Origin of the sequence: Paraburkholderia sp. RL17-381-BIF-C, assembly GCF_046026435.1 — a bacterium.
Lineage (GTDB): Bacteria > Pseudomonadota > Gammaproteobacteria > Burkholderiales > Burkholderiaceae > Paraburkholderia.
Map to the genome: position 1 here is coordinate 61587 of NZ_JARESX010000035.1, position 20975 is coordinate 82561.

Below are 20975 nucleotides of genomic sequence, written 5' to 3' on the forward strand. Positions count from 1 at the left end.
AAAGCCCAGCCGTAGCATACCTCCAGATTCTTTGCGGAGGGTGGAATGGGAAACGAATCAATGGCAGCCGTAGGGCTATCCGGCAGGCGTTCGGCAAGCCACAGGTGGAAGGTGCTCGGGGTCGGTTTCGCTGCGAACGCGAGCTTTTCCGCGGCATTTTCGGGAATTCCGACGACGGCGGTTTTCTTGCGCTCGGGCTATCACCTGGGCAACGACGGTCTGGGTCTCGTGCTCGGCATGTTGGGCCTCGGCATCGCGGTCAGCGAGTTGCCATGGGGACTGCTGACCGATCGCTGGGGCGACCGGCGTGTCCTGTTGCTCGGACTGCTTTCGACCGCTGCCGCGCTCGCCGGCCTCGCGTTGTTCGTCGTGCCGTCCGGTACGCACATACCGGGCGTGAGCACGCTCGCGCTTGGCCTGTTGCTGGTTGGACTGTTCGGCGGCAGCGTGAACGGTTCGAGCGGCCGCGCAGTGATGGCCTGGTTTCGCGAAGGTGAGCGCGGCCTCGCCATGAGTATTCGCCAGACCGCGGTGCCTGCGGGCGGCGGCCTCGGCGCACTGCTGCTGCCAGTGCTCGCGTCGCGTTATGGCTTTGCGAGCGCATATACCGTCCTGGCGCTCGCCTGTGCGATCACGGCGGGGTTCGCATGGCGCTGGCTGCATGAACCTGCTCATACCGATTCGGAAGGCGCACGCGAAGTCGATGACACGGCGGCGAATGGCATGCGCAACAGCGTCTCGCCGTTGCGCGACATCGGCATCTGGCGCGTGGCGCTCGGCGCTGGAGCGCTGTGCGTGCCGCAACTCGCCGTCGTCACGTTCGGGACGGTGTTTCTTCACGATTTCAGCCGCGCCGGCGTCATGGCGATCAGCGTGACGATGGCTGCGGTGCAAACGGGCGCCGCGATCGCGCGGGTCTGGAGTGGCGCGTGGACCGACCGGCGCGGCAATCGGCGGAACTACATGCGCGCCTGCAGTTTGCTGACGGCGGTGTTGTTCGCCTCGCTCGCGTTACTGACCGGCCTCGCCGGCATGCATCACGCGACGCTGACAGCGGTATTCGCGCTGATGGTCGTGCTGGGCGGTGTGAGCGCGTCGGCATGGCACGGCGTGGCCTTTACGGAACTCGCCACGCTGGCAGGGACGAACCGCGCCGGCACGGCGCTGGCGATCGGCAACACGTGTGTCTTTCTCACGCTGTTCGTGACGCCGCTGGTAATACCGCTGCTGTTGACGATAGGTTCGTGGCCGATAGTGTGGGCAGTAGCCAGCGTGTGCGCATTGATCGCGTTCCCGGTATTTCCGCGCGCGGCGCGTGAAAGCAAGGCGAGGGCACCGCGCGCCTGCGACGCAATCTGACGAGGCGCGGCGCCGCTCGGTAATAAGGCGGTTGCCGCGGGGCGGCTGCCGCGCTTTTTGTCATGCCGTTGGGCGGCGTGTGGACACGCCTGCGATGAGTGGTTGCACCGTCGAATTCCGGCCGGAATGGGTTCCGTTGTGAAAGTAAAAAATATTCATTTTGCGTAGTTATTCTTTTCTTCTTTGATAAATCCGCATTGGTAATTGGTTTTTCTACAGGATTCGGAGCGCTCCGATTTTCGTGGAGTTGTAGTGGTGATTTTATGGCCGCCTTGACACGCGAAGCGTCGTCAAGGGGCCGTCAAAGAATAGGTAAAGTGTGTCAGATTTTTTCTGCGCATTTGAAAATAATCCTACAACAAACGAGAGAAAATCCTGGTGAACCTTCGAATTATCCTGGCGGACGATCATCCCTTCGTTCTGCTTGGCATCCGTGCGACTTTAAAAATGCATGCCGGTGTCACCATCGTCGACGAAGCGACGAATGCCGTTTCGCTGCTCGAACGCTTGCGGAACACACCCTGCGATGTGCTCGTCACCGATCTCGCCATGCCGGAGCGCTCGGGCGCCGTCGACGACGGCCTCGATCTCGTCCGGCGAATCCGTTGCGACTGGCCGCAGCTGCGCATCGTGGTGATGACAACGCTGACGAATGCCGCGATCCTTCGCGCCATTGTGTCGGACGGCGCCGTGAGCATGCTCGGCAAGGCGGAGTCGATGCACGAGCTTTGGCAGGCGATTGCCACGACTCGGCACGGTGAGGCCTACCTCGGGCGTTCCATCGTCGAAGCGCTCGCGCGCCCGCAGGAGTTTGCGTGTGAACGCCCGGCGCCGCCGCGTCTATCAGGCGTTCAGGCCAAAGTCGTCAGGCTGCTGGTGGACGGCCAGTCGATCGCTGAAATTGCAGCGGCGCTCGGCTGTCATCGTCGCACGGTCAGCAGACAGAAACGCGAGGCAATGACCAAGCTCGGAGTTGCCAACGATCCAGGTCTTTTTTCTCACGTGCGCGCATATGGAATTCCTGGTTTTGAATCGTATATCTAAGCAATTTACTTTTTAAATCGAATGCGGTGGTTTCGGAGCGATCTTATGTTTATTTTCTGAAAAATGTTTAATGATCGGCACGAGAGCTGGTTTTACTGAAAAGGGCGGCAGTCAATCAAGGTACGGAGGAAAAATAGAAGATGCGCGACACCGCTGAGGTAAGCACGCCCATTCGAGCCATCATTGCGGACGATCATCCACTGGTGCTGCTGGCGATCGAGAATCTGATGGGCGGTTATCCGAATATGGAGATTGTCGGTCGCGCGGCCGATGCGACCGAACTCTTCACGGAAGTCGACCGTGGTTCATGCGATCTGGTGCTCATGGACCTCTACATGCCGGGCGGTTCGGATGGCAGCGGACTGGAAGTCGTCAGGCAGTTCAAGATGCGCTACCCCGACATCGCGCTCGTCGTGCTCACCATGGAAACCGAGGCAGCCGAACTGCAAAAGGTGATTTCGCTCGGCGCCGACGCATTGGTGAGCAAGCGCGACCGGATCGATCTGATTCACGTGGCCGTCGTTACGGCGTTGGCGCGCGAGTGTTACGTCGGGCCGGCGGTGCGCGCGCTGATCGCCGACGCAACGGTGACCCAGCGGCTCGACTTTGTCCGGCAAATGCTGTCGCGCCGCGAACTCGAAGTGTTCACCCAATACGCGTCAGGATTTGGCGTGACCGAGATCGCCGCCCGTTTGGGGCGCAGTGTCAAAACGATCAGCGCGCAGAAGTGCACCGCCATGCGCAAGCTCGCGCTGCACAGCGACGCGGAACTGTTCCGCTTCGCCGTCGAGTACGGGGTGATTCCCGAGGAGCGCGTGCAGAACCGGTGACGAGCCGGCCGCGTGTCGCGCCTTGGCGTGACGAAAACAAGATGCATTGGCATCGCCCGGGGAAGCACAACGCGTGCGGGGCATGCCAGTCGATAAGACAACAAGAAGATGAGACAAAAGATTCGCGTCATCGTCGCGGACGATCACGACTGCGTTCGTGTCGGCGTCAAGCAAATGTTGCAAACCGTCCCGCACATCGAGTTTGTCGGCGAAGCGGCCGACACGCATGGCCTCGCTGAATTACTCGACGCTTATGCATGCGACGTGGTCGTTTCGGATATCAACATGCCGGGCATTCACGGCGGCAGCAACGCGGTGTCTTTTCTGCGCCGCCTGTTGCGGGGCCGGCCGCGTCCGTGCGTCGTCGTGCTGACCATGATCTGCCATGCGCACATGCTTACCGGCCTTTTGCACATCGGCGTGGGCGGTATCGTCGATAAACGTGAAACCGTCACCGCCTTGCTCGACGCAATCGAGGCGGCGATTGCCGGCCGCGTCTATCTGTCGGAGCATGCGCGCGCCGCAATCGAAACGGCGGATGCGCCGCCGCAGCTTCGCGCCGGTGTGCTGAGCGCGCGCGAGTGGGAAATCTTCCAGCTCTATGTGCAAGGTCTCGCTGTCCACGAGATCGCAGTGCGTTTGCAGCGCAGCGGCAAAACGATCAGTACACAGAAACGTACTGCTATGCGCAAGCTTGGGCTGGAAACGGAAGCCGACCTGATCGACTACGCGCGCCAAATCGGATTGACCTGAAACGCGGGCGGCGTATTGCATCGCGTCGTTGGCAGCTGTTTTTAGAGAACACCGAATTTAGGAGTGTTCCGATTGGTTGCGAGACATTGCCGCCTCATAGTTCTGAGTTCACTGCGGCTTTATTCGATGCTCCCGTGACGAAAGCAGTCATTTCGTTAAGCTGAGCAATGCCCGAGCCGAGCGAATTCAGGCAGATGTCTTATGGCAATCGCGCAGGGCCGTCTGCCTCATGGACAGAAACAGGAGGCGGCATGGTTGCATTAGGTAAGCGGTTGTTGGTGGAGAGTGCGGGAACGGCATGGCTCGTGTTCGTCGGCTGCGGCAGCATTGTGCTGAACGTCGGCGCGATCCAGCAGGCGGGCGGCGTGCTGGAAGCGGCGTTGGCATTCGGCCTCGCACTCGCCACGGCCAGCTACTGCATGGGCAGCCTGTCCGGCGGTCATTTCAATCCCGCTGTCACCGTAGGCTTTACCGTCGCACAGCGTTTCCCGGTCAGGGATTTGCTTCCCTACATTGCCTCGCAGATTCTCGGCGCGATCGTTGCCGCAGCATTCCTCCTTTACGTGGCGGGCGGCCGTCCCGGTTTCGATCTGCGCGCAAGCGAGTTCGCGGCAAATGGCTTCGGCGACCATTCTCCCGCTGACTATCAATTGCATTCGGCGCTGGCCATCGAGTTCGTGCTGTCCTTCTGCTTTGTCATGGCCAACCTCATGATCGCCCGCCGGCACGACGTGCAGCCGCTCGCGCCGCTGGTGCTCGGCGCCTGTCTGGCGCTCGTCTACCTGGTGTCGATCCCGGTCACCAACGGTTCCGTCAATCCCGCCCGTTCCACGGCGCAAGCCTTGTTCGTCGGAGACTGGGCGCTGGATCAACTCTGGCTGTTCTGGGCTGCGCCGCTGTCGGGGGGCATCACTGCCGGCGCGTTGTTCTCGTATCTGCACGGCAAGCCCGAGCACGGTAGCGCCGGGCTTGCCGATGGGCAAGGCGAAGTCGTCTGAGTGTTGCCGGGCGCCATCATCGTGTCTGCCGTCAATTTCCCGCCAAACGTTGCAATGAGGCGCACGCTCGAACGCGTGTGGCTTGGTCTGCTCGTATGGGCGTTGTTTGTCGCCACCCAAACGGCAGCCGCCGCCCAACTGTTCGACAACCGTTCGAACAGCCAGAGCGTTGCCGCTTTTCCCGCGAAACTGACCATCGGGGTTCTCGCGGGCGGCTGGCTGCCGCTCGACGCGTTGCAAGGCGGACGCCTCACCGGCATGAGCGTCGACTATCTGCGCGCGCTCGTCGGGCCGAATGTCGTTATCGAAGCCAAGGCGTTTCCGGATGTGCCGCAATTGCTTGCCGCGGCCTGCGCCGGTGAGGTCGACCTGTTGACGAGCGTTGCCCGCACGCCGGAACGCGAGCGGTGCCTGAGTTTTACCGCACCGTATTTCCGTTCTTCGTCGTCGGCAGTGGTTCGCCGTGACGGTGACAGCTACGCGAGTCCCGCTCAGATTGCCGGAGCACGTATCGCGATAGAAAAGGGTTTTGCGCTCGAGCGGGTGGCACGCGAGCGCTTTCCTCATGCGCAGATCAGCGTGTTCGCCACGACGCATGCCGCACTCTCGGCGGTGGTCCGGGGCGACGCCGACGTTTATCTCGGCTTCACGCCGGCTGTGCAATATGCGTTGGCTACGGAGGAGTTCCGTGGTTTGCACGTGGCCTTCGAGGAAAGCAGCCGGACAGCCAATCTGCGCTTCGCGGTGCCACGGAGCCGCGCCACGCTGCGCGACCAGCTCGACGAGGCGCTCGCCTCGCTGAACCCGGCCGACGACGCGGCGATTCGCGTGCGCTGGCTATCCGGCAACTTCGACGCGAAGCCCGTGCCCGTTGCGCCGCGTCTCGTGCTGACGCCGCAGGAGCAGGCCTGGCTTCGTTCGTTGCCGCCGTTGCAGATTGGCTTTGATAACGGCTGGTCCCCGTTCAGTTATGTCGACAGTTCCGGTCAACCGGCCGGTATTGCCGCCGACTATCTGGCGTATCTGAGCCGCACGCTCGGCGTCGTGATCAACCGCGCCCGCACGGCCGACTGGCCCGCCGCTATCGAAGCCTTTCAGCACGGCGAACTGGCGATGCTCGCCACGGCCTCGATTCACGATCCGCGACTCAAGCGGGCGCGCCATACCCTTGCATACGAAAGCTATCCACTGGTGATCGTCGGGCGTGAGAACGAGCCGGCGGCCAGATCCCTGAATGATTTCGCGTCACGGCGCATTGTCGTTTCGTCGCACGTTGCCGGTTCAATTCCGCTTGCATTCGAGCGCATTCCGGCGGACCACGTTGCAATCGCGCCCAGTCTCGACGACGCGCTCAGGATGGTCGAGGCCGGCGAGGCGGACGTGCTGGTCGGCAATGTGGCCGCTATCGACATCCTGCTCAAGCAGCGTTACGACGGTGTCCTGAAGATCCTCGGCACGGTAGGCGAAACCGACGCGCTCGACTTCGCTGTGCGCCCGGACCTGAGTCCGCTTGCCGAACTGATCGATCGTGCATTGCTGGCCATGCCGGCTGCGGAAAAGCAGCGCATCCGGCAGAAATGGGTCACCGGCAGTGCGCCGGAGTCGGGCATATGGAACGTGACCGCGGTGCGCCTGCTGCCGTTGCTGATCGGCATCGGCGTCGCGCTGCTGATCACCCTGCGTGCCTATCTGTTGCTGCAACGGGAAGTCAGGCTGCGCAAGAAAACCGAGCTCAAGCTCGAGCTGCAACTGAATTTCCAGGAAACGATGATGAAGATGGTGCCGTATCCGCTTGTCGCCATGGACCTCGACGGCCGTTATATCGCAGTCAACGAGGCTTATGAGCAAGCCTGCGGATTGAGCCGCGAAGCGGTCATCGGACGAAACACCATGGACGTGCAAACATGGGGTGAGGCCAACAGCCGGATTCTCGGCGACATGACTCGCGAGATGCTAAGCGGGCGCGAGACTGTGCAGTTGGAGTTGCAGTTCGAGCGCGGCGCGGGCAATGTGCGGCATGGCCTTTTCTGGGCCAGCGTCTGCCGTGGCAGCGACGGTGAGCCGGTTTGCGTGCTGGGGACGGTGGTCGATATCACGGACATTCGGCGCGCTGAGATGCGCGCGCGCGAAACCGAACGGCGCCTCTTCGACGTGACGCGCTCCCTGCCGGCGGTGGTGTTTCAACTGCGCCGCACTTCGGATGGCGCGTACTCGTTTCCGTATATCGGCGGCGACACGCGGCATCTGCTGGGTGCAAAAGACAGTGCGGTGAGCAGCAGCGATCACGTCGATTTCCAGCGCGTGTGTGAGGAGGACAGGGCGTTCGTGCTGGCGGAACTGGAGCGCTCGGCTCGCAGCGAAACGCCGGTGAACATGGAGTTCCGTTTCGAAGGCGACCAGGAGATCAAGTGGGCACGTGCCGAGTTGGTGCCGCGTCGCGAAACGGACGGTAGTGTCGTGTGGAGCGGTTACTGGGTGGACGCCAGCGTCGAGCACGCTCGCTCCGACGAACTGGCGCGAGCGCGCGACCTGGCCGAAGCGGCTTCGCGCGCCAAAGACGACTTCTTCGCGATGATGAGCCATGAAATCCGCACGCCGATGAATGGTGTGCTCGGACTCGTCGAAGTGCTGGAGCGTACGCCGCTCAATGCGGACCAGGGCGAAATGCTGGGCATGATCCACGAGTCGGCGGGCGCACTGCTGCAGATCCTCGACGACTTGCTCGACTTCTCGAAAATCGAAGCCGGACGGCTGACGATCGAGGCCGAATCTATCGACATACGTGAACTGGTGGACAACGCTGTCGGTCTGTTGGCCGGGCGGGCGCACGAAAAGGGCCTGAAAGTGCGCGTGGACATTGCGCCGGACGTCGCAGCCACGCTGCGGGGCGACAGCGTACGGTTGCGCCAGATTCTGTTCAATCTGCTTGGCAATGCCATCAAGTTTACGCCGCAAGGCGAGGTCGACGTGTGCGTGTCGGTCGTTGCTCAGGCCGGCGACATTCAAACGCTCGCCATGACTGTCGAGGACACCGGGATCGGCATCGCGCCGGAGGTGCAGGACAAGCTGTTCGAGCCGTTCGTGCAGGCCGAGTCTTCCACCACGCGCCGTTTTGGCGGCACAGGCCTCGGTTTGACGATCTGCCGCAAGCTGATCGACCTCATGGGCGGCTCGCTTGCATTGCACAGCGAGCCGGGCAGCGGCACACGCATCACCGTGCGGCTCACCATGGCTGTCGAGACTCAGCGCTATTCGGTCAACGGCTTGCGCGGCAAGCGCGGGCTCGTGGCAACTGGCGACGCTCGTGTTGCTCAAGCCCTGATGCACTTCGGCGAGGCACTCGGACTTGCGTTGCGTCGCGTGTCGCCCGATGCGCCGGAACTGCGCGATCGCGTCGCACTGGAAGATCTGGATTTGCTGTTCGTGAACGAGGATGTGACTTTACCCGCGGACGTTCGCGCGCGCACGCGTGTCGTCTGTCTGACTGAGAAGCCGAAGCCGACGGGTTACCGCATTCTCGACGACACCGTGCGCGTCAGCATCAATCCCATTTCATGGCGTGGCCTCGGCGCCGCGTGCGCCGCCGCGATGACCGGGCTGCCTTCGGTGGCGCCGCGCCTGGCTGCCATGCCACGCGCGCCGGAGGGCGGCGCTTCGCCTCCGGACCGGGAGCGGGCAATCGCCAGTGGCCGGCTGATCCTCGTCGCGGAAGATCATCCGGTCAACCAGGAGTTGATTCGCCACCAACTCGCGTTGCTAGGTTTCGCCTGCGACGTGACGAACGACGGCGCGGAAGCGCTGGCAGCGCTGGAGCGCACGAACTACGGCTGTCTGATCACGGATTGCCACATGCCGAACGTGTCGGGCTACGAACTCACTCGGCGCATTCGTGAACGTGAGCAGGGTGGCATGCATCGGCTGCCCATTCTGGGTATCACGGCGAACACCGCGCCCGAAGACCTGAATCTGTGTCGCGACGCTGGCATGGACGACAGCCTGGTGAAGCCGACGCGGCTGGCCACGCTGCGCGACTATCTGAGCCGCTGGTTTGGATCCGACAGCGCGGGGCACGCCGCGCCTTTGGAGGCCGCGAGAGCGCCGGCTGTCGCTGCACCGGAGGTCCACGGCGGCGCTGATCCCTTCGTCCCGGTCGACCTGGGGCACATGACACAACTATGGGGGAGCGAATCGACCGTCAAGGCGCTGCTCGACTCGTTCGTATCGTCCGTTCGGGAAGACGTGCAGTCGCTCTCGCCATTGCTCGAGCGCGTCGGCTCCGAGCGCACTGAACTGGAGCGTGTGCGCGAATGGCTTCATCGCGTGGAAGGGGCGGCGAGCGTCCTGCAATATCCGCCGCTACTCATGGCGCTCGAAGATTACCGCCGCGAAATCAATGTGAAACCGCCTGAACTTGTGCGCAATGACGGAATGGTTCTAATCAACAAGTGCAACGCCATGCTGGACGGCATCGAACAGCAAGCCGCATTGCTCGTATAGCGGGCTGCCGGTTGAAAAAGCCGGAGGGGATTATGCGAAATAGGTGCGATCGCTTCGTAGCTGAGCGCACCCACACGGACGAGAGGCGAGACGATAGAACGAAAAAAAACGCGGCCGAAGCCGCGTTAAAGATTTGGAGACATCCCTCGATGAAGGAGTCACTTCTCGCAGCCGGAAGCATAACCGGGATAACGCGGTTGATTCACTACAAAATCGACAATTAACTGTTTGAGAAATTCGCTTAAAACGCTTCCAGGGCGTCGTCTCATCACCCCGTCTTGGCGGGGTGCCGGCGGCGGCGTGTGCGCACAGCGCAACTTCTCGCGCGATATCGCCAAGGTTCAACTCGTCGGCAAGACTCAGGATCACTACGGACAACTATGAAGTCGCCGCGTTTCAATAGGTAAAAGCAGCGCCTCGCGAGCGGCTTCTGGCAGCACAGCGCGTGGCGCCCGCGCCGGCCATGCGCGGTCCGAGGCACAAACAGGCTCAGCGGTTTTGAACTAGTATGTGGTGGCTCCGCGCGGCCGAAGTGTCGGTGCGGCGGTGCATCAAGTCCGGAGAAGACCATGATTGCGCTTCGAAAACTGAATCTCGCTATGGTGTTGTGGGCGTTGGCGTCGGGCGTCGCCTTCGCCGATACGGTGGCCTTGAAGGCGGATCTCGAGCCGTCGAGCGAAGTGCCTCCTCGTGTGAGCCACGGACACGGCATGTTGAACGCCACCTTCGACACCTCGACCAAATCCCTGCAATGGACGGTCACTTATGAAGGCTTGAGCGGCCCGGCAACCGCCGCGCATTTCCACGGGCCTGCGCCGGTGGGCCAGAACGCCAAGGTTCAGGTGCCGATCGATAAGGGAGCCCTCGCCAGCCCGATCAAAGGGTCGGCGGCGCTCACCGAGCAGCAGGTCACCGATCTGATGGCGGGGCAGTGGTACTTCAACGTTCATACCGCGCAGAACCCGATGGGCGAAATTCGCGGGCAGGTTTTGCCGGCTAACTAAAAAGCGGAAAACCTTACCGGGCGGCGCGGACCTTTTTGGGATTAGAAGCCACCGCCCACCGGCGCTGCCGTGAACGCACGTAACATGACGGGACACAATCGTAGGAGCGTGTCCCGATGAGCTGGCAAAGCGCACTCGCGTGCTGGTATCTGCGTAGGCAGTTTCGTCCCGAGACCTTGAAGCCGCGTATCAATGTCGAGAAGGCGCGCGCGTTGACCGCCAAGCGCGCCTGGTCGCCGCGCGTGCCTCGCGGCTGGCGTCTGCGTGAGCTGTACGGCCCGGGCGATGCGCCCTTGCGCGGCGAATGGATCGAGCGCGGCGACGGGGCGCAAGCCGCGCAGACCGGTACAACGGTGCTGTATTGCCACGGCGGCGGCTATTACTTCTGTTCACCGCGTACGCATCGCTCGATCACGTTCGGCCTGGCGACACGCGCCGACGCGGCCGTTTTTTCGCTCGACTATCGTCTCGCGCCGGAGCATCGCTTCCCGGCGGCGTTGAACGATGCAACCGACGCTTATCGTCAGTTGATCGGCAATGGCATTGCGCCCGAGTCGATTGTGATCGCCGGCGATTCGGCGGGCGGCGGCCTCGCGCTCGCTACCCTGGTGGCGCTGCGCGACGCCGGCGACCCCATGCCGGCCGGTGCCTTGCTGTTCTCGCCATGGACCGATCTGGCCGCGACGGGCGCCAGCATCCGCACCAACGACGGTCTCGACCCCATGTTCAGCGGCCCGGCAATCGCGCTCGCGGGAAAGGTTTATCTCGGCGACACGCCGGCCACGCATCCCCATGCCTCTCCCGTGTATGCCGATCTGAACGGCTTGCCGCCGCTCTTCATCATGGCGGGCAGCACCGAGGTGTTGCTCGACGACTCGCAGCGCGTAGCGGACAACGCGCGCGCGGCAGGCGTCGACTGCGAACTCGAAGTGTGGAACAGGATGCCGCACGTCTGGCCGATTTTTGCGCCGTTCATCCCGGAAGGAAATCGCGCGCTCGAGCGCGCCGCCACCTTCGTGCGGCGCGTGACGAGCCGCGCGTCTCAGCCGTCGAGCGCGATGTCGATGGTCTGATAGGCGGCTTCGACTATCTGCTGGCCGTACTGCCGTTCCAGCCGCCGCACGGTGAAGTGCGCATGCGCGACCTGCTGGAAGTGGTCGATGAAAACCGTATTGACCATCGCGCCGAGCACCGCGCCGATTGCCGGAATCGACTTGGCGGCGATCTGTTCGCTCACCTGCACCGAAAAGCGCGCGGCGATCGTGTTGACGAGGCGCAGCAAGGCCGCGGAACCATGCGTGGTGAAACCTTTGGTGGCGATCTCGGACGACGCTTTCGACACCGCCTGCGCCAACGCGCCGCGCATGATGAAGTAGCCGAAGTCGGCGTCGTCGTCGGCACTCGATGTGCTGCCCATGCCGAGCACGGTCAGACACTGCAGTTGCGTATCGATCGACGACAAATCCTCACCCTCGCTGCGCGCGATGTCGCAGATCGAGCGAAACATCAGCGTGGTCGTGACCGGCAGTTCGACGGGCAGCGCAAACAGTCCGAATGCGCCGCCGGCCGCGCCGGTGGTCGCCACGGCGAACTTGTGAAGCAGATTGCTCGGCTTCTCGGGCGCCGCCAGCGCAAGCGTGGCGTCCTTGCGCCCCAGCGTGCGCAGCGCGATTGCCAGGCACTTGCGCAACGCCAGTTCGGTCGCGTCCGCGACCTTTTCGTTGGCGAACGCCGGCATGCGCGAGAGCAGCTTCTCCAGCGGCGCGCCGACGATGCTGGCCAGTTTCATCGCCAGAGCGGGGCTTTCAAGTTCATGTTTCGCGCGCCGCAGCGCCTTCAGGTCGTCGTCCGATAACGATTGTGTTGCGAGCGAGCTCGGCTCCATGTGCCTCCCTGGCGTCATGTGATGTGTTTTTTTCAGTCAGTTGCCGCTGCGGCGCACTGCGGCGGCGTGTCCGGATTAGAGCATCACCGCGTGGTATGATTCCCAATCGATTGACAAGTCAACTGTTGCGCTATCAAAAATGGCTGTCCATACCGCGGCCCACCACTCGAGTGGGCAAGTTTTACCTTTCCGCGAATCACTACTGGCGATGCTCGGCATCTCCTTCGTCACGATGCTGGTCGCGCTCGACCAAACCGTGGTCGGCACCGCATTGCCCACCATCGTCGCCGAACTCAAGGGTTTCGAGCTGTACGCGTGGGTCGCCACTTCCTATTTGCTGACCTCGGTGATTACCGTGCCGATTTTCGGCCGGCTCGGCGATTACTACGGGCGCAAGCCGTTCGTGATCGCGTCGATCGTCGTGTTCACGGGCGCCTCGGTGCTGTGCGGCGCGGCCAACAATATGCTGTTCCTCGTGCTCGCGCGCGGTTTGCAGGGCATCGGCGGCGGCATGCTGGTCGGCACCGCGTTCGCCTGTATTCCCGATCTGTTTCCCGACTCGGTCGTGCGCCTGCGCTGGCAAGTGTTGATGAGTTCGGCGTTCGGTATTGCCAACGCGGTCGGGCCGTCGCTCGGCGGTTTCCTCACGCAGTATTACGGCTGGCGCTCGGTTTTCTATGTGAATCTGCCCGTCGGTCTGCTGTCGCTGTTTTTCGTCTGGCGTTTCCTGCCACATCTGCGACATGTCGAACACGAAGGCAAGATGCGGCTCGACTGGCCTGGCGCCGTGTTGATCGCCGTGGCGCTCGGCTCGCTGCAATTGTTCGTCGAGTTGCTGCCCAAGCATGGCGTGAGCTTCGGTGCGGCCATGCTGCTCGCGTTGAGCGTCGCGTCGGCTTACGCGCTCTGGCAGTGGGAGAAGCGCTGCCCGACGGCGATCCTGCCGGTCGACATGTTCCGCAATCGCAGTCTCGCCGCGCTGTTCACACTGGCCGTGCTGGGCGGCTTCACGATGTTCTCGCTGCTGTTCTATGCGCCGCTGCTGTTCCAGGGCGGCTTCGGCATGTCGCCGAAAGAGGCGGGGCTCGTCATCACGCCGCTCGTCGTATTCATTACGATCGGCAGCATCGCCAATGGGCGCATCGTCTCGCGCGTGCGCAATCCGAATCTGATGCTTTACGTGGGCTTTGCGCTGCTCGCACTGGCGTGCCTGGGCGTGGTCGTCGCGACGCGCGCCATGCCGCAATGGCTGTTGATGTCGTTCATGGTCGTCGGCGGACTGGGACTCGGTTTCGTCATGCCGAACCTGACGATCTTCGCGCAGCAAACGGCCGGCCGTGAGCACCTCGGCATTGCCACGGCGCTGCTGCAGTCACTGCGCATGATCGGCGGCATGATCGGCACCGCGCTGACCGGCACGCTGGTCAGCCACATGTACGCGAGCGGCGTACGCAGCGCGCTGGAAAACGATCACGCATCGCAATGGTTCGCGGATCTCGGCGACCCGCAAATTCTCATCAATCGCGATGCGCAAACCACCTTGCTAGGCCAGTTGACGCACGCGGGCCATAACGGCGCGATGCTGCTCGAGAGCGCGCGCGAAGCTCTCGTGGCGGCGATTCATCTGGGTCTGGCCATGGCGGCGATCATCGCCGTGGTGTCGGTCTGGCAAAGCCGCCGAGTGCCGCCGATCAAGCTCCAACGCAAGCTCGAACCCGTGATTCACGCGGACTGATTTTTTAGACTTATCGTTTTACTGACAGATCATGGAAGAACAGGACCGCGTCGCCGTCATGCAGCAATTCGGCCGCACTTATCGGGCCTTCATGTCGGCCTTCGAGGCGCACGTCGGCCACCCGCTGCCGCGCTGGCGCATTCTGCTCGCGCTGCACGAGCAGGCGGGCGAGTCGTCGCAGAAACGGCTGGTGGAGCGCTTGCGTGTCGACCCGGGCGCGCTGACGCGGCAGTTGAAGACACTGGAAGGTTTGGGCTGGATCGCTCGCAGCATGGACACGCGCGACAATCGCGTGACCAATGTGCGTCTGACCGAAGCGGGGCAGTCGGCGACCGAGGCCAGCTTGCCGCGTCGCAATGCGTTTTTGCACGACACGATGGCCGCGCTGCCGGACGAGGCGCTGGGCGCGTTGTCCGATGCACTGAAGATGCTCGAGGTGAGAATTGGGGAAGTGGCGGCGACAGCCGGCGCAACGGAAGCCGCCGCCGGCGATGTTTCGCAGCAGGCAGCCGAAGTCGTGAATGGGGAAGCGCCGCACCAACCTTAACGTGCCGTACGCGGCCTGAACGACGTCGCATGCGGCGCGTCGGGGATCGCGGAGCAATCGCTCGCTCCACGCATTCCGAAACAACAGGAAAGGCGCGCCCCGATGTTCCAGGGCGCGCCTTTTGCAAGAAGAATCAGAAGAACGTTTCGATCACTTCCGTGACGCGGTACGCCGGATCGACCACCAGCACCTGACGCCATTTGTCGAACGTCAGACACGGATGCGAGATGTCGAACGCGATCATGTCGCCCACTTTCAGATCGGCGCCAGCGGGAATCCGCAGATACGCGTGCTGATCCATCAGGCCGAAAATCTCCCAGCCTTCGCTTGCCGCGATATCGCGCGGCGCTTCGTTACCCGGACGATAGTGGCGCGCCGGTTCCGGCATGCCCGCATCGAACGCGGAATCGCGTTTGCCAAGACCAATGATCGCGCGATCCGGCTCGGGAATGGACTGCACATACGCCCACAATTGCAGCGCGGGAAGCAGCCCTTCGCCCATTTTCTTCGCGACCGGATTACGGGCGAAGATGTCCGTCTGCGCCTTGCGATAGATGCCGACGTCGTGCGTCAGATAGCAGCCCGGACGCAGCACCACCTCGACCTTGCCGGTCTCCGACGCCTTCACGAATTCTTCCGCGACCACGTCGTACCAGGCCGACCCCGCGCCTGACAGCACGGCCGGCGTACGCGCAAAACGCCCTTGCTCGACGAGCTCGCGCGTGAGCGCGACCGCGTTCTGCAGGAACTCGCGCACTTCGGGCTCTTCCTTCAGCACACCTTCGTACAACTCGACGCCGGCGAGCTTCAGCGTGTCCGGATAACGCGCAATCGCTTCCAGCACCGCGTTGCGCTGCGCGGCATCGCGCACGCCCGTGCGGCCGCCCTGCACGCCGAGTTCGAGCAGCACCTGCAACTGCTTGTTCACCGACTTGAAAAACTCGCCCAACTGCTCGACGCCTTCGACCGAATCGACGAGGCAGAAGAATTCGAAATCCGGATCGCTTAACAACTCGGCGACCATCATCATGTTGCGGCGGCCTACCAGCTGATTGGCCATCAGCACGCGCGAGACGCCGCCGTGATAAGCCGCGCGCACCTGGTGCGCGGTGGCGAGCGTAATACCCCACGCGCCGGTTTCGAGCTGACGGCGAAACAGCTGCGGCGCCATGGTGGTTTTGCCGTGCGGCGCGAGTTTGACGCCGTATTCCGCGACGAATGCCTGCATCCATTTCAGGTTGTGCTCCACCCGGTCGGCATACAGCACGGCGGCCGGCAGGCTCACGTCTTCGTTCAGCAGGTTCCACTCCAGGCGCGCGGCATCCGTGAGTTGGATGCTGGTGCCCGGAACCATGCCCAAGCCCTTGCTATAAGGATCAATCGTCGCGCCCTGATAGTTTGTAACTTTCATGTCTCCTTGCTCCATCGTCCAGTTAAATTGAATCAAAGTTGACTTTAGCATGTTACCGAAAGTACGATGGATGAAGAAATGTTATTTAGTACCATGGATCGTTGAAGGCGCGTTGTCAGCCTTTGCCTGGCTTTTGCTCCGCCTTCGCGCCGTATCCCACAGTCTGCAATGAACTCAACCGCCGAACCGCTGGCTTTCGACATCGTTGCGCGCATCGCCGAATGCGCGCCGGAACTGCGCTCGGCTGAGCGCAAGGTTGCCGCGCTGATTCTCGACGATCTCACGGGCGCTTCGCGCGCCAGCATCGGCGCGCTCGCGCAGCAGGCCGAGGTGAGCGTGGCGACCGTGACGCGCTTTGCCAAGGCGGTAGGCTGCCGTGACGTGCGCGAACTCAAACTGCGGCTCGCGCAGGCTGCCGCCGTCGGTCAGCGCTTCCTGCAGCCGGGCAGCGCGGGCGATGCGCCCGAGCCGATCGCGACCCGTGTGTTCGACGAATTGCAAACCGCGCTGGCGCACAACCATCAATTGCTGCGTCAGGCGCCGCTCGGCGAAGCGGCGGCCGCGTTGCGCGCAGCGCGCATGATCTACGTGTTCGGCATGGGCGGCGGTTCCACCGCGCTCGCCGATGAAATGCGCTTTCGGCTCGTGCGCCTCGGCCGGCCTGTCGCGACTTATCAGGACGGCTTGCTGCAACGCATGGTAGCGAGCACCGTGTCGCGTGAATGCGTGGTGATCGCGCTTTCCACCACCGGGCGCGTGCCGGAAATGGTCGAGAACTGCAAGATCGCGCGCAGCTACGGCGCGACCGTGATCGCGTTAACCGCGCCGGCTTCGCCGCTCGCGCGGTTGGCCGATTGGGTGATCCCGATCGTCGCCTTTGAAACCGACTTCATTTACAAGCCGTCGTCGTCGCGCTACGCAATGATGATGGCGCTCGATGTGCTCGTCACCGAACTCGCCGTCAGTCAGGGCGACGAGAGCCGCGAATTGCTGCGCCGCATGAAGCACGCACTCGACACGCACCGCGGCGGCGGCGATCGACAACCGTTAGGAGACTGATCCATGCATTCGCATCCCGAAGCCGCCGATACGCTGATCGTCGGCGCGCAACTGTACGACGGCACGGGCGCGCCGCCAGTCGAGCGCGATGTCGCGGTTCGCGACGGCCGCATCGTCGCGATCGGCAATCTGTCGAACTGGCTCGCCGAAGAAGTGATCGAGGCCGAAGGCCGCGCGCTGGCGCCGGGTTTCATCGACGTTCACACGCACGACGACACGCATGTGATCCGCTCGCCGCAAATGCTGCCGAAGATCACGCAAGGCGTGACGACGGTGATCGTCGGCAATTGCGGTATCAGCGCGTCGCCGGTTGCTTTGAAGGGCGATCCGCCCGATCCGATGAACCTGCTTGGTGAGCGCGACGCGTTCCAGTATCCGACCTTCGCTGCGTATGTCGCAGCAGTGAATGCGGCGCGGCCGGCGGTGAACGTCGGCGCGCTGATCGGACATACGGCGTTGCGCAGCAACCAGATGGACCGGCTCGATCGCGCGGCGACCGAGCAGGAAATCGAGGGTATGCGCGCGCAACTCGAAGAAGCACTGGCGAATGGTGCGCTGGGTTTGAGTTCGGGGCTCGCATACGGTTCGGCGTTCGCCGCGCCGACCGAAGAAGTGATGGCGTTGGCCGAGCCGCTAGCTGCGGCCGGCGCGCTGTACACCACGCACATGCGCACCGAGTTCGACGCGATTCTCGAAGCGATGGACGAAGCGTATCGCGTGGGCCGTCACGCGCATGTTCCGGTGGTGATTTCGCATTTGAAGTGCGCGGGTCCGTCGAACTGGGGGCGTAGCGTCGAAGTGCTGAAATCGCTGGAAAGCGCGAGCCGGTTGCAGCCGATCGGTTGCGATTGCTATCCGTACAACCGCAGTTCGTCGACGCTCGATCTGAAGCAGGTGACGGGCGACATCGACATCACGATTACGTGGTCGGAGCCGCATCCGGAGATGGCGGGCAAGCTTATTAAGGAAATTGCGGCGGAGTGGGGCGTTACGCAGCAGGAAGCGGGCAAACGTCTACAGCCGGCGGGCGCGGTGTACCACAACATGTCCGAAGACGACGTGCGGCGCATCCTTTCGCATCCCGCGACCATGGTCGGCTCGGACGGCCTGCCGAACGATCCGCTGCCGCATCCGCGCTTGTGGGGCGCGTTTCCGCGTGTGCTCGGCCACTATGCGCGCGACGCGGGTTTGCTGCCGCTCGAAGAGGCGGTGCGCAAGATGACCAGCTTGTCGGCGCGGCGCTTTGGTCTGGCGCAGCGCGGCGAGGTGCATATCGGCTATCACGCCGATCTGGTGCTATTCGACCCGGCCAAGGTGCGCGACGCGGCGACGTTCGAAAAACCGCAACAGGCCGCCGACGGCATCGACGCGGTGTGGGTGAACGGCGTGCTGTCGTATCGCGATGGCCAAGTAACGGGCGAGCGCGCCGGTCACTTCGTGGCGCGCGGCGCGGCGTCGAAGGGTGACGCGCACGGCGCGTTCTGAATTTTTGCTCGATTGAGTGATTGATTGCGGCGCGCGCGGCGATTCTGCCGCATGCGTGCCGGACTTTTTAAGGAGTGTGATGATGAAGCGTTATGGTGTTGAAGGCGGGAAGGGAACGGGCGGTCAGCATATGCCGTTTGCACGCGCGGTCGAAGCCGACGGCTGGCTGTTCGTGTCCGGCCAGACGCCGATGGAAAACGGCGAAGTGATCAACGGCGGCATCGTCGAACAATCGCATAAGGCGATCCAGAACGTGTTCGCGATTCTGAAGGAAGCCGGCTATGGCGCCGAGCATGTGGTCCGCTGCGGCGTGTGGCTGGATGATCCGCGCGACTTCGCGTCGTTCAACAAGGTGTTCCGCGAGTATTTCGGCGAGAACCCGCCAGCGCGCGCCTGCGTGGTTTCTTCGATGGTGATCGATTGCCGCGTCGAAGTGGACTGCGTGGCTTATAAGAAGCCCACGGCATAAGCCTGAACATTCGGCCGGATTGGTTCGCCGCAGCTTTGCATCAACTCGCCGCGGCGAACAAACTGCTTTTTTACTGTCGGGCCAGACGCATATTGTCCGGCATCGGCAAGTTGTAATTCGTGCGGAACGGATTGATGTCCAGTCCGCCGCGCCGCGTATAACGTGCGTACACTGCGAGCTTGACCGGCTTGCAGGCTTTCAGCACATCGAGAAAAATTTTCTCGACACACTGTTCATGAAAGCCGGTGTGATTGCGGTACGAGATGATGTAGCGCAGCAAGCCCGCGTGATCGATCTGCGGGCCTACATAATGAATCTGCACGCTGCCCCAATCGGGCTGGCCCGTCACCGGGCAATTCGACTTCAGCAAGTTGGAGAACAGCGTTTCTTCGACCGGCGCTTCATGCAGCGCCGCTTTCAGCAACGATGCGTCCGGCTGATAGATATCGGTATCCAGATCCAGCCGGTCGAGCGACAAGCCTTCGAATTCTTCCATCTGCAATTTGCCGAACTCATAGGGCGCAGCCAGATGAACGGAGACGGTCGCGCCGCACGAAGCGGACACGTCGCGCTTGATCGTGTCGCGCACTGCGTCCATCGATTCGAACGCAGTCTGCGCGAATGAGCCGAGATAGAGCTTGAACGACTTCGACTCGACGATATTCGGCGAGTCCGCCGGCACGTAGAAAGTCGCCACCGCGATTTGCGGCTTGCCGCGCGCGTTCAGCCAGGACAACTCATACGCATTCCAGATGTCCGTGCCGAAGAACGGCAACTGCGCGCCGATGCCGATCGCCTCGCGCGCATTTTTGCGCGCGATCGGAAACAGCAGCGAAGCGTCGTATTGTTCGGTGTAAGTGGAGGCCTTACCCAGCGGTGATTGTTCGGGTGTCATGATGCGTTCACGATGCCACTCAGCACGTGCCCAGTCGCCGTCACGACGCGGGCCGATTCGCAGTGGCCAATTTGGTCGTCGAAGAAAAAGTCCGGCTCGAACTCGCGCAGAAATGCGCTCTTGTCGAGGCCGCCGAGGAACATCGCTTCGTCGATTTCAATGTTCCACGCCATTAAAGTGCGGATCGCGCGCTCGTGCGCGGGCGCCGAGCGCGCCGTCACCAATGCCGTACGAATATGCATGGGCGCGGCTTCATCCGCGAGTTTTTGCAGCCGGTGCAGTGCTTCGAGCAACGGCTTTAACGGGCCGTCCGCGAGCGGCAGATCCTTGTTGTGAATCTCGTGGCCGACGAATGCGCGCAAACCGTCTTTCTGGAACACGCGCTCGGCTTCGTCGGAAAACAGGACGGCGTCGCCGTCGAAGGCAATGCGGATTTCGTCGGGATACTTGCTCGCCATTTTCGCCGATTCCGGCAAGACGCGCGCGGCGGGAAATCCGGCGGCGAGCGCGTCGCGCACGTCCTCCTGATTCGCCGACAGAAACAGCGACGCGTTTAACGGCTTCAGGTAGCCGAACGGCGCGCGTCCGCGAGTAAACACGCCGCGCTCGATGGCGAGCCCGTATTCGCGGCACGAATGGAACGCCCTCAGTCCGCTGATTGGATCGCTGCGCGAGAGGATCACCACTTCGACGCGATGTCCGCCCGCGTTCAACGCCAGCAGCTTGCGGATCAGCGGGAATGCCACGCCCGGTTTGGCGGGCACGGCAAGGCGGTCGCGCTGCAATGCTTCATAGGCTTGCAGGTCGCCTTCTTCGTAGACGCGGTTCTCTTCCTCGAAGTCGAACAGCGCGCGCGACGAGATTGCCACCACCAGTTTGTCGACAAGCGAAAGAGCCATCTGCGCGTTTCAGTCCTAAAAGATCAGGCGAGGAATAAGCGATACACCGGGTTCTGCGTCTCTTCCCAGTTCGGATAGCCGAGCGTGGCGAGAAAGCGATCAAAG

17 protein-coding genes are annotated in these 20975 nt (G+C 62.6%); 13 read left to right on the top strand and 4 right to left on the bottom strand.

The genetic code is table 11. The features are described from left to right. The first annotated feature begins 45 nt into the window (after window positions 1-45). The 8 genes from P0D70_RS21655 to P0D70_RS21690 all read left to right on the top strand — a co-directional run bounded on the left by P0D70_RS21655 (window position 46) and on the right by P0D70_RS21690 (window position 11558). Window positions 46-1359, top strand: coding sequence for an MFS transporter (locus P0D70_RS21655; RefSeq protein ID WP_408185988.1), 1314 nt, complete (start codon window positions 46-48; stop codon window positions 1357-1359). 378 nt (window positions 1360-1737) lie between these two features. Continuing rightward, window positions 1738-2403, top strand: coding sequence for a response regulator (locus P0D70_RS21660; protein WP_408185989.1), 666 nt, complete (start codon window positions 1738-1740; stop codon window positions 2401-2403). Between the two features lie 140 nt (window positions 2404-2543). Continuing rightward, entirely contained in the window at window positions 2544-3233 is a 690-nt protein-coding gene (locus P0D70_RS21665) for a response regulator (protein WP_091796766.1), read from the top strand. A 108-nt stretch (window positions 3234-3341) separates the two neighbouring features. Beyond that, a complete protein-coding gene (locus P0D70_RS21670; RefSeq protein WP_091796765.1) occupies window positions 3342-3986 on the top strand; it encodes a response regulator in 645 nt (214 codons plus the stop codon). A gap of 251 nt (window positions 3987-4237) precedes the next feature. Next, complete coding sequence (aqpZ, locus tag P0D70_RS21675) at window positions 4238-4984, top strand: aquaporin Z (RefSeq protein WP_408185990.1); 747 nt, start codon at window positions 4238-4240, stop codon at window positions 4982-4984. A 54-nt stretch (window positions 4985-5038) separates the two neighbouring features. Continuing rightward, on the top strand, window positions 5039-9481 hold the full coding sequence (locus P0D70_RS21680; RefSeq protein ID WP_408185996.1) for an ATP-binding protein: 4443 nt from the start codon (window positions 5039-5041) through the stop codon (window positions 9479-9481). Window positions 9482-10050: 569 nt separating this feature from the next. After that, window positions 10051-10485, top strand: coding sequence for a CHRD domain-containing protein (locus P0D70_RS21685; protein ID WP_091796763.1), 435 nt, complete (start codon window positions 10051-10053; stop codon window positions 10483-10485). A gap of 116 nt (window positions 10486-10601) precedes the next feature. Next, window positions 10602-11558 (top strand): alpha/beta hydrolase, encoded by a 957-nt coding sequence (locus P0D70_RS21690; protein WP_408185991.1) that lies wholly within the window; start codon window positions 10602-10604, stop codon window positions 11556-11558. Here P0D70_RS21690 and P0D70_RS21695 read toward each other — a convergent pair. After that, window positions 11528-12370, bottom strand: coding sequence for an EcsC family protein (locus tag P0D70_RS21695; protein ID WP_091796761.1), 843 nt, complete (start codon window positions 12368-12370; stop codon window positions 11528-11530). The genes P0D70_RS21690 and P0D70_RS21695 overlap by 31 nt on opposite strands. A gap of 139 nt (window positions 12371-12509) precedes the next feature. Here P0D70_RS21695 and P0D70_RS21700 point away from each other — a divergent pair, with 139 nt between their 5' ends. After that, window positions 12510-14105, top strand: a complete 1596-nt coding sequence (locus tag P0D70_RS21700) for an MDR family MFS transporter (RefSeq protein WP_408185992.1) — start codon at window positions 12510-12512, stop codon at window positions 14103-14105. Between the two features lie 31 nt (window positions 14106-14136). Beyond that, a complete protein-coding gene (locus P0D70_RS21705) occupies window positions 14137-14652 on the top strand; it encodes a MarR family winged helix-turn-helix transcriptional regulator (protein ID WP_408185993.1) in 516 nt (171 codons plus the stop codon). Between the two features lie 133 nt (window positions 14653-14785). On the opposite strand, the gene P0D70_RS21710 is transcribed toward P0D70_RS21705, so the two are convergent. After that, on the bottom strand, window positions 14786-16063 hold the full coding sequence (locus tag P0D70_RS21710) for an amino acid deaminase (protein ID WP_408185994.1): 1278 nt from the start codon (window positions 16061-16063) through the stop codon (window positions 14786-14788). Window positions 16064-16231: 168 nt separating this feature from the next. On the opposite strand from P0D70_RS21710, the gene P0D70_RS21715 reads away from it, so the two are divergent. From P0D70_RS21715 to P0D70_RS21725, 3 genes are all read left to right on the top strand, one after another. Further along, on the top strand, window positions 16232-17122 hold the full coding sequence (locus P0D70_RS21715; protein WP_091796757.1) for a MurR/RpiR family transcriptional regulator: 891 nt from the start codon (window positions 16232-16234) through the stop codon (window positions 17120-17122). 3 nt (window positions 17123-17125) lie between these two features. Then, window positions 17126-18607 carry an N-acyl-D-amino-acid deacylase family protein gene (locus P0D70_RS21720; RefSeq protein ID WP_408185995.1) on the top strand — a complete coding sequence of 494 codons (1482 nt, stop codon included), beginning with the start codon at window positions 17126-17128 and terminating at the stop codon, window positions 18605-18607. A gap of 82 nt (window positions 18608-18689) precedes the next feature. Next, window positions 18690-19076, top strand: coding sequence for a RidA family protein (locus tag P0D70_RS21725; RefSeq protein WP_007179354.1), 387 nt, complete (start codon window positions 18690-18692; stop codon window positions 19074-19076). Between the two features lie 70 nt (window positions 19077-19146). On the opposite strand, the gene queF is transcribed toward P0D70_RS21725, so the two are convergent. Then, window positions 19147-19971 carry an NADPH-dependent 7-cyano-7-deazaguanine reductase QueF gene (gene queF / locus P0D70_RS21730; RefSeq protein WP_091796755.1) on the bottom strand — a complete coding sequence of 275 codons (825 nt, stop codon included), beginning with the start codon at window positions 19969-19971 and terminating at the stop codon, window positions 19147-19149. Next, the gene (locus P0D70_RS21735; RefSeq protein WP_091796754.1) at window positions 19968-20870 is read right to left on the bottom strand and encodes a 5'-nucleotidase; all 903 of its coding nucleotides are present in this window, start codon (window positions 20868-20870) and stop codon (window positions 19968-19970) included. The genes queF and P0D70_RS21735 overlap by 4 nt, the downstream gene beginning before the upstream one ends. Window positions 20871-20975 lie beyond the last annotated feature (105 nt).

Coding starts and splice junctions, on each gene's coding strand:
- P0D70_RS21655 (WP_408185988.1), top strand. CDS start 46: ATGGGAAACGAATCAATGGCAGCCGTAGGGCTATCCGGCAGGCGTTCG.
- P0D70_RS21665 (WP_091796766.1), top strand. CDS start 2,544: ATGCGCGACACCGCTGAGGTAAGCACGCCCATTCGAGCCATCATTGCG.
- P0D70_RS21670 (WP_091796765.1), top strand. CDS start 3,342: ATGAGACAAAAGATTCGCGTCATCGTCGCGGACGATCACGACTGCGTT.
- aqpZ (WP_408185990.1), top strand. CDS start 4,238: ATGGTTGCATTAGGTAAGCGGTTGTTGGTGGAGAGTGCGGGAACGGCA.
- P0D70_RS21680 (WP_408185996.1), top strand. CDS start 5,039: ATGAGGCGCACGCTCGAACGCGTGTGGCTTGGTCTGCTCGTATGGGCG.
- P0D70_RS21685 (WP_091796763.1), top strand. CDS start 10,051: ATGATTGCGCTTCGAAAACTGAATCTCGCTATGGTGTTGTGGGCGTTG.
- P0D70_RS21690 (WP_408185991.1), top strand. CDS start 10,602: ATGAGCTGGCAAAGCGCACTCGCGTGCTGGTATCTGCGTAGGCAGTTT.
- P0D70_RS21695 (WP_091796761.1), bottom strand. CDS start 12,370: ATGGAGCCGAGCTCGCTCGCAACACAATCGTTATCGGACGACGACCTG.
- P0D70_RS21700 (WP_408185992.1), top strand. CDS start 12,510: ATGGCTGTCCATACCGCGGCCCACCACTCGAGTGGGCAAGTTTTACCT.
- P0D70_RS21705 (WP_408185993.1), top strand. CDS start 14,137: ATGGAAGAACAGGACCGCGTCGCCGTCATGCAGCAATTCGGCCGCACT.
- P0D70_RS21710 (WP_408185994.1), bottom strand. CDS start 16,063: ATGAAAGTTACAAACTATCAGGGCGCGACGATTGATCCTTATAGCAAG.
- P0D70_RS21715 (WP_091796757.1), top strand. CDS start 16,232: ATGAACTCAACCGCCGAACCGCTGGCTTTCGACATCGTTGCGCGCATC.
- P0D70_RS21720 (WP_408185995.1), top strand. CDS start 17,126: ATGCATTCGCATCCCGAAGCCGCCGATACGCTGATCGTCGGCGCGCAA.
- P0D70_RS21725 (WP_007179354.1), top strand. CDS start 18,690: ATGAAGCGTTATGGTGTTGAAGGCGGGAAGGGAACGGGCGGTCAGCAT.
- queF (WP_091796755.1), bottom strand. CDS start 19,971: ATGACACCCGAACAATCACCGCTGGGTAAGGCCTCCACTTACACCGAA.
- P0D70_RS21735 (WP_091796754.1), bottom strand. CDS start 20,870: ATGGCTCTTTCGCTTGTCGACAAACTGGTGGTGGCAATCTCGTCGCGC.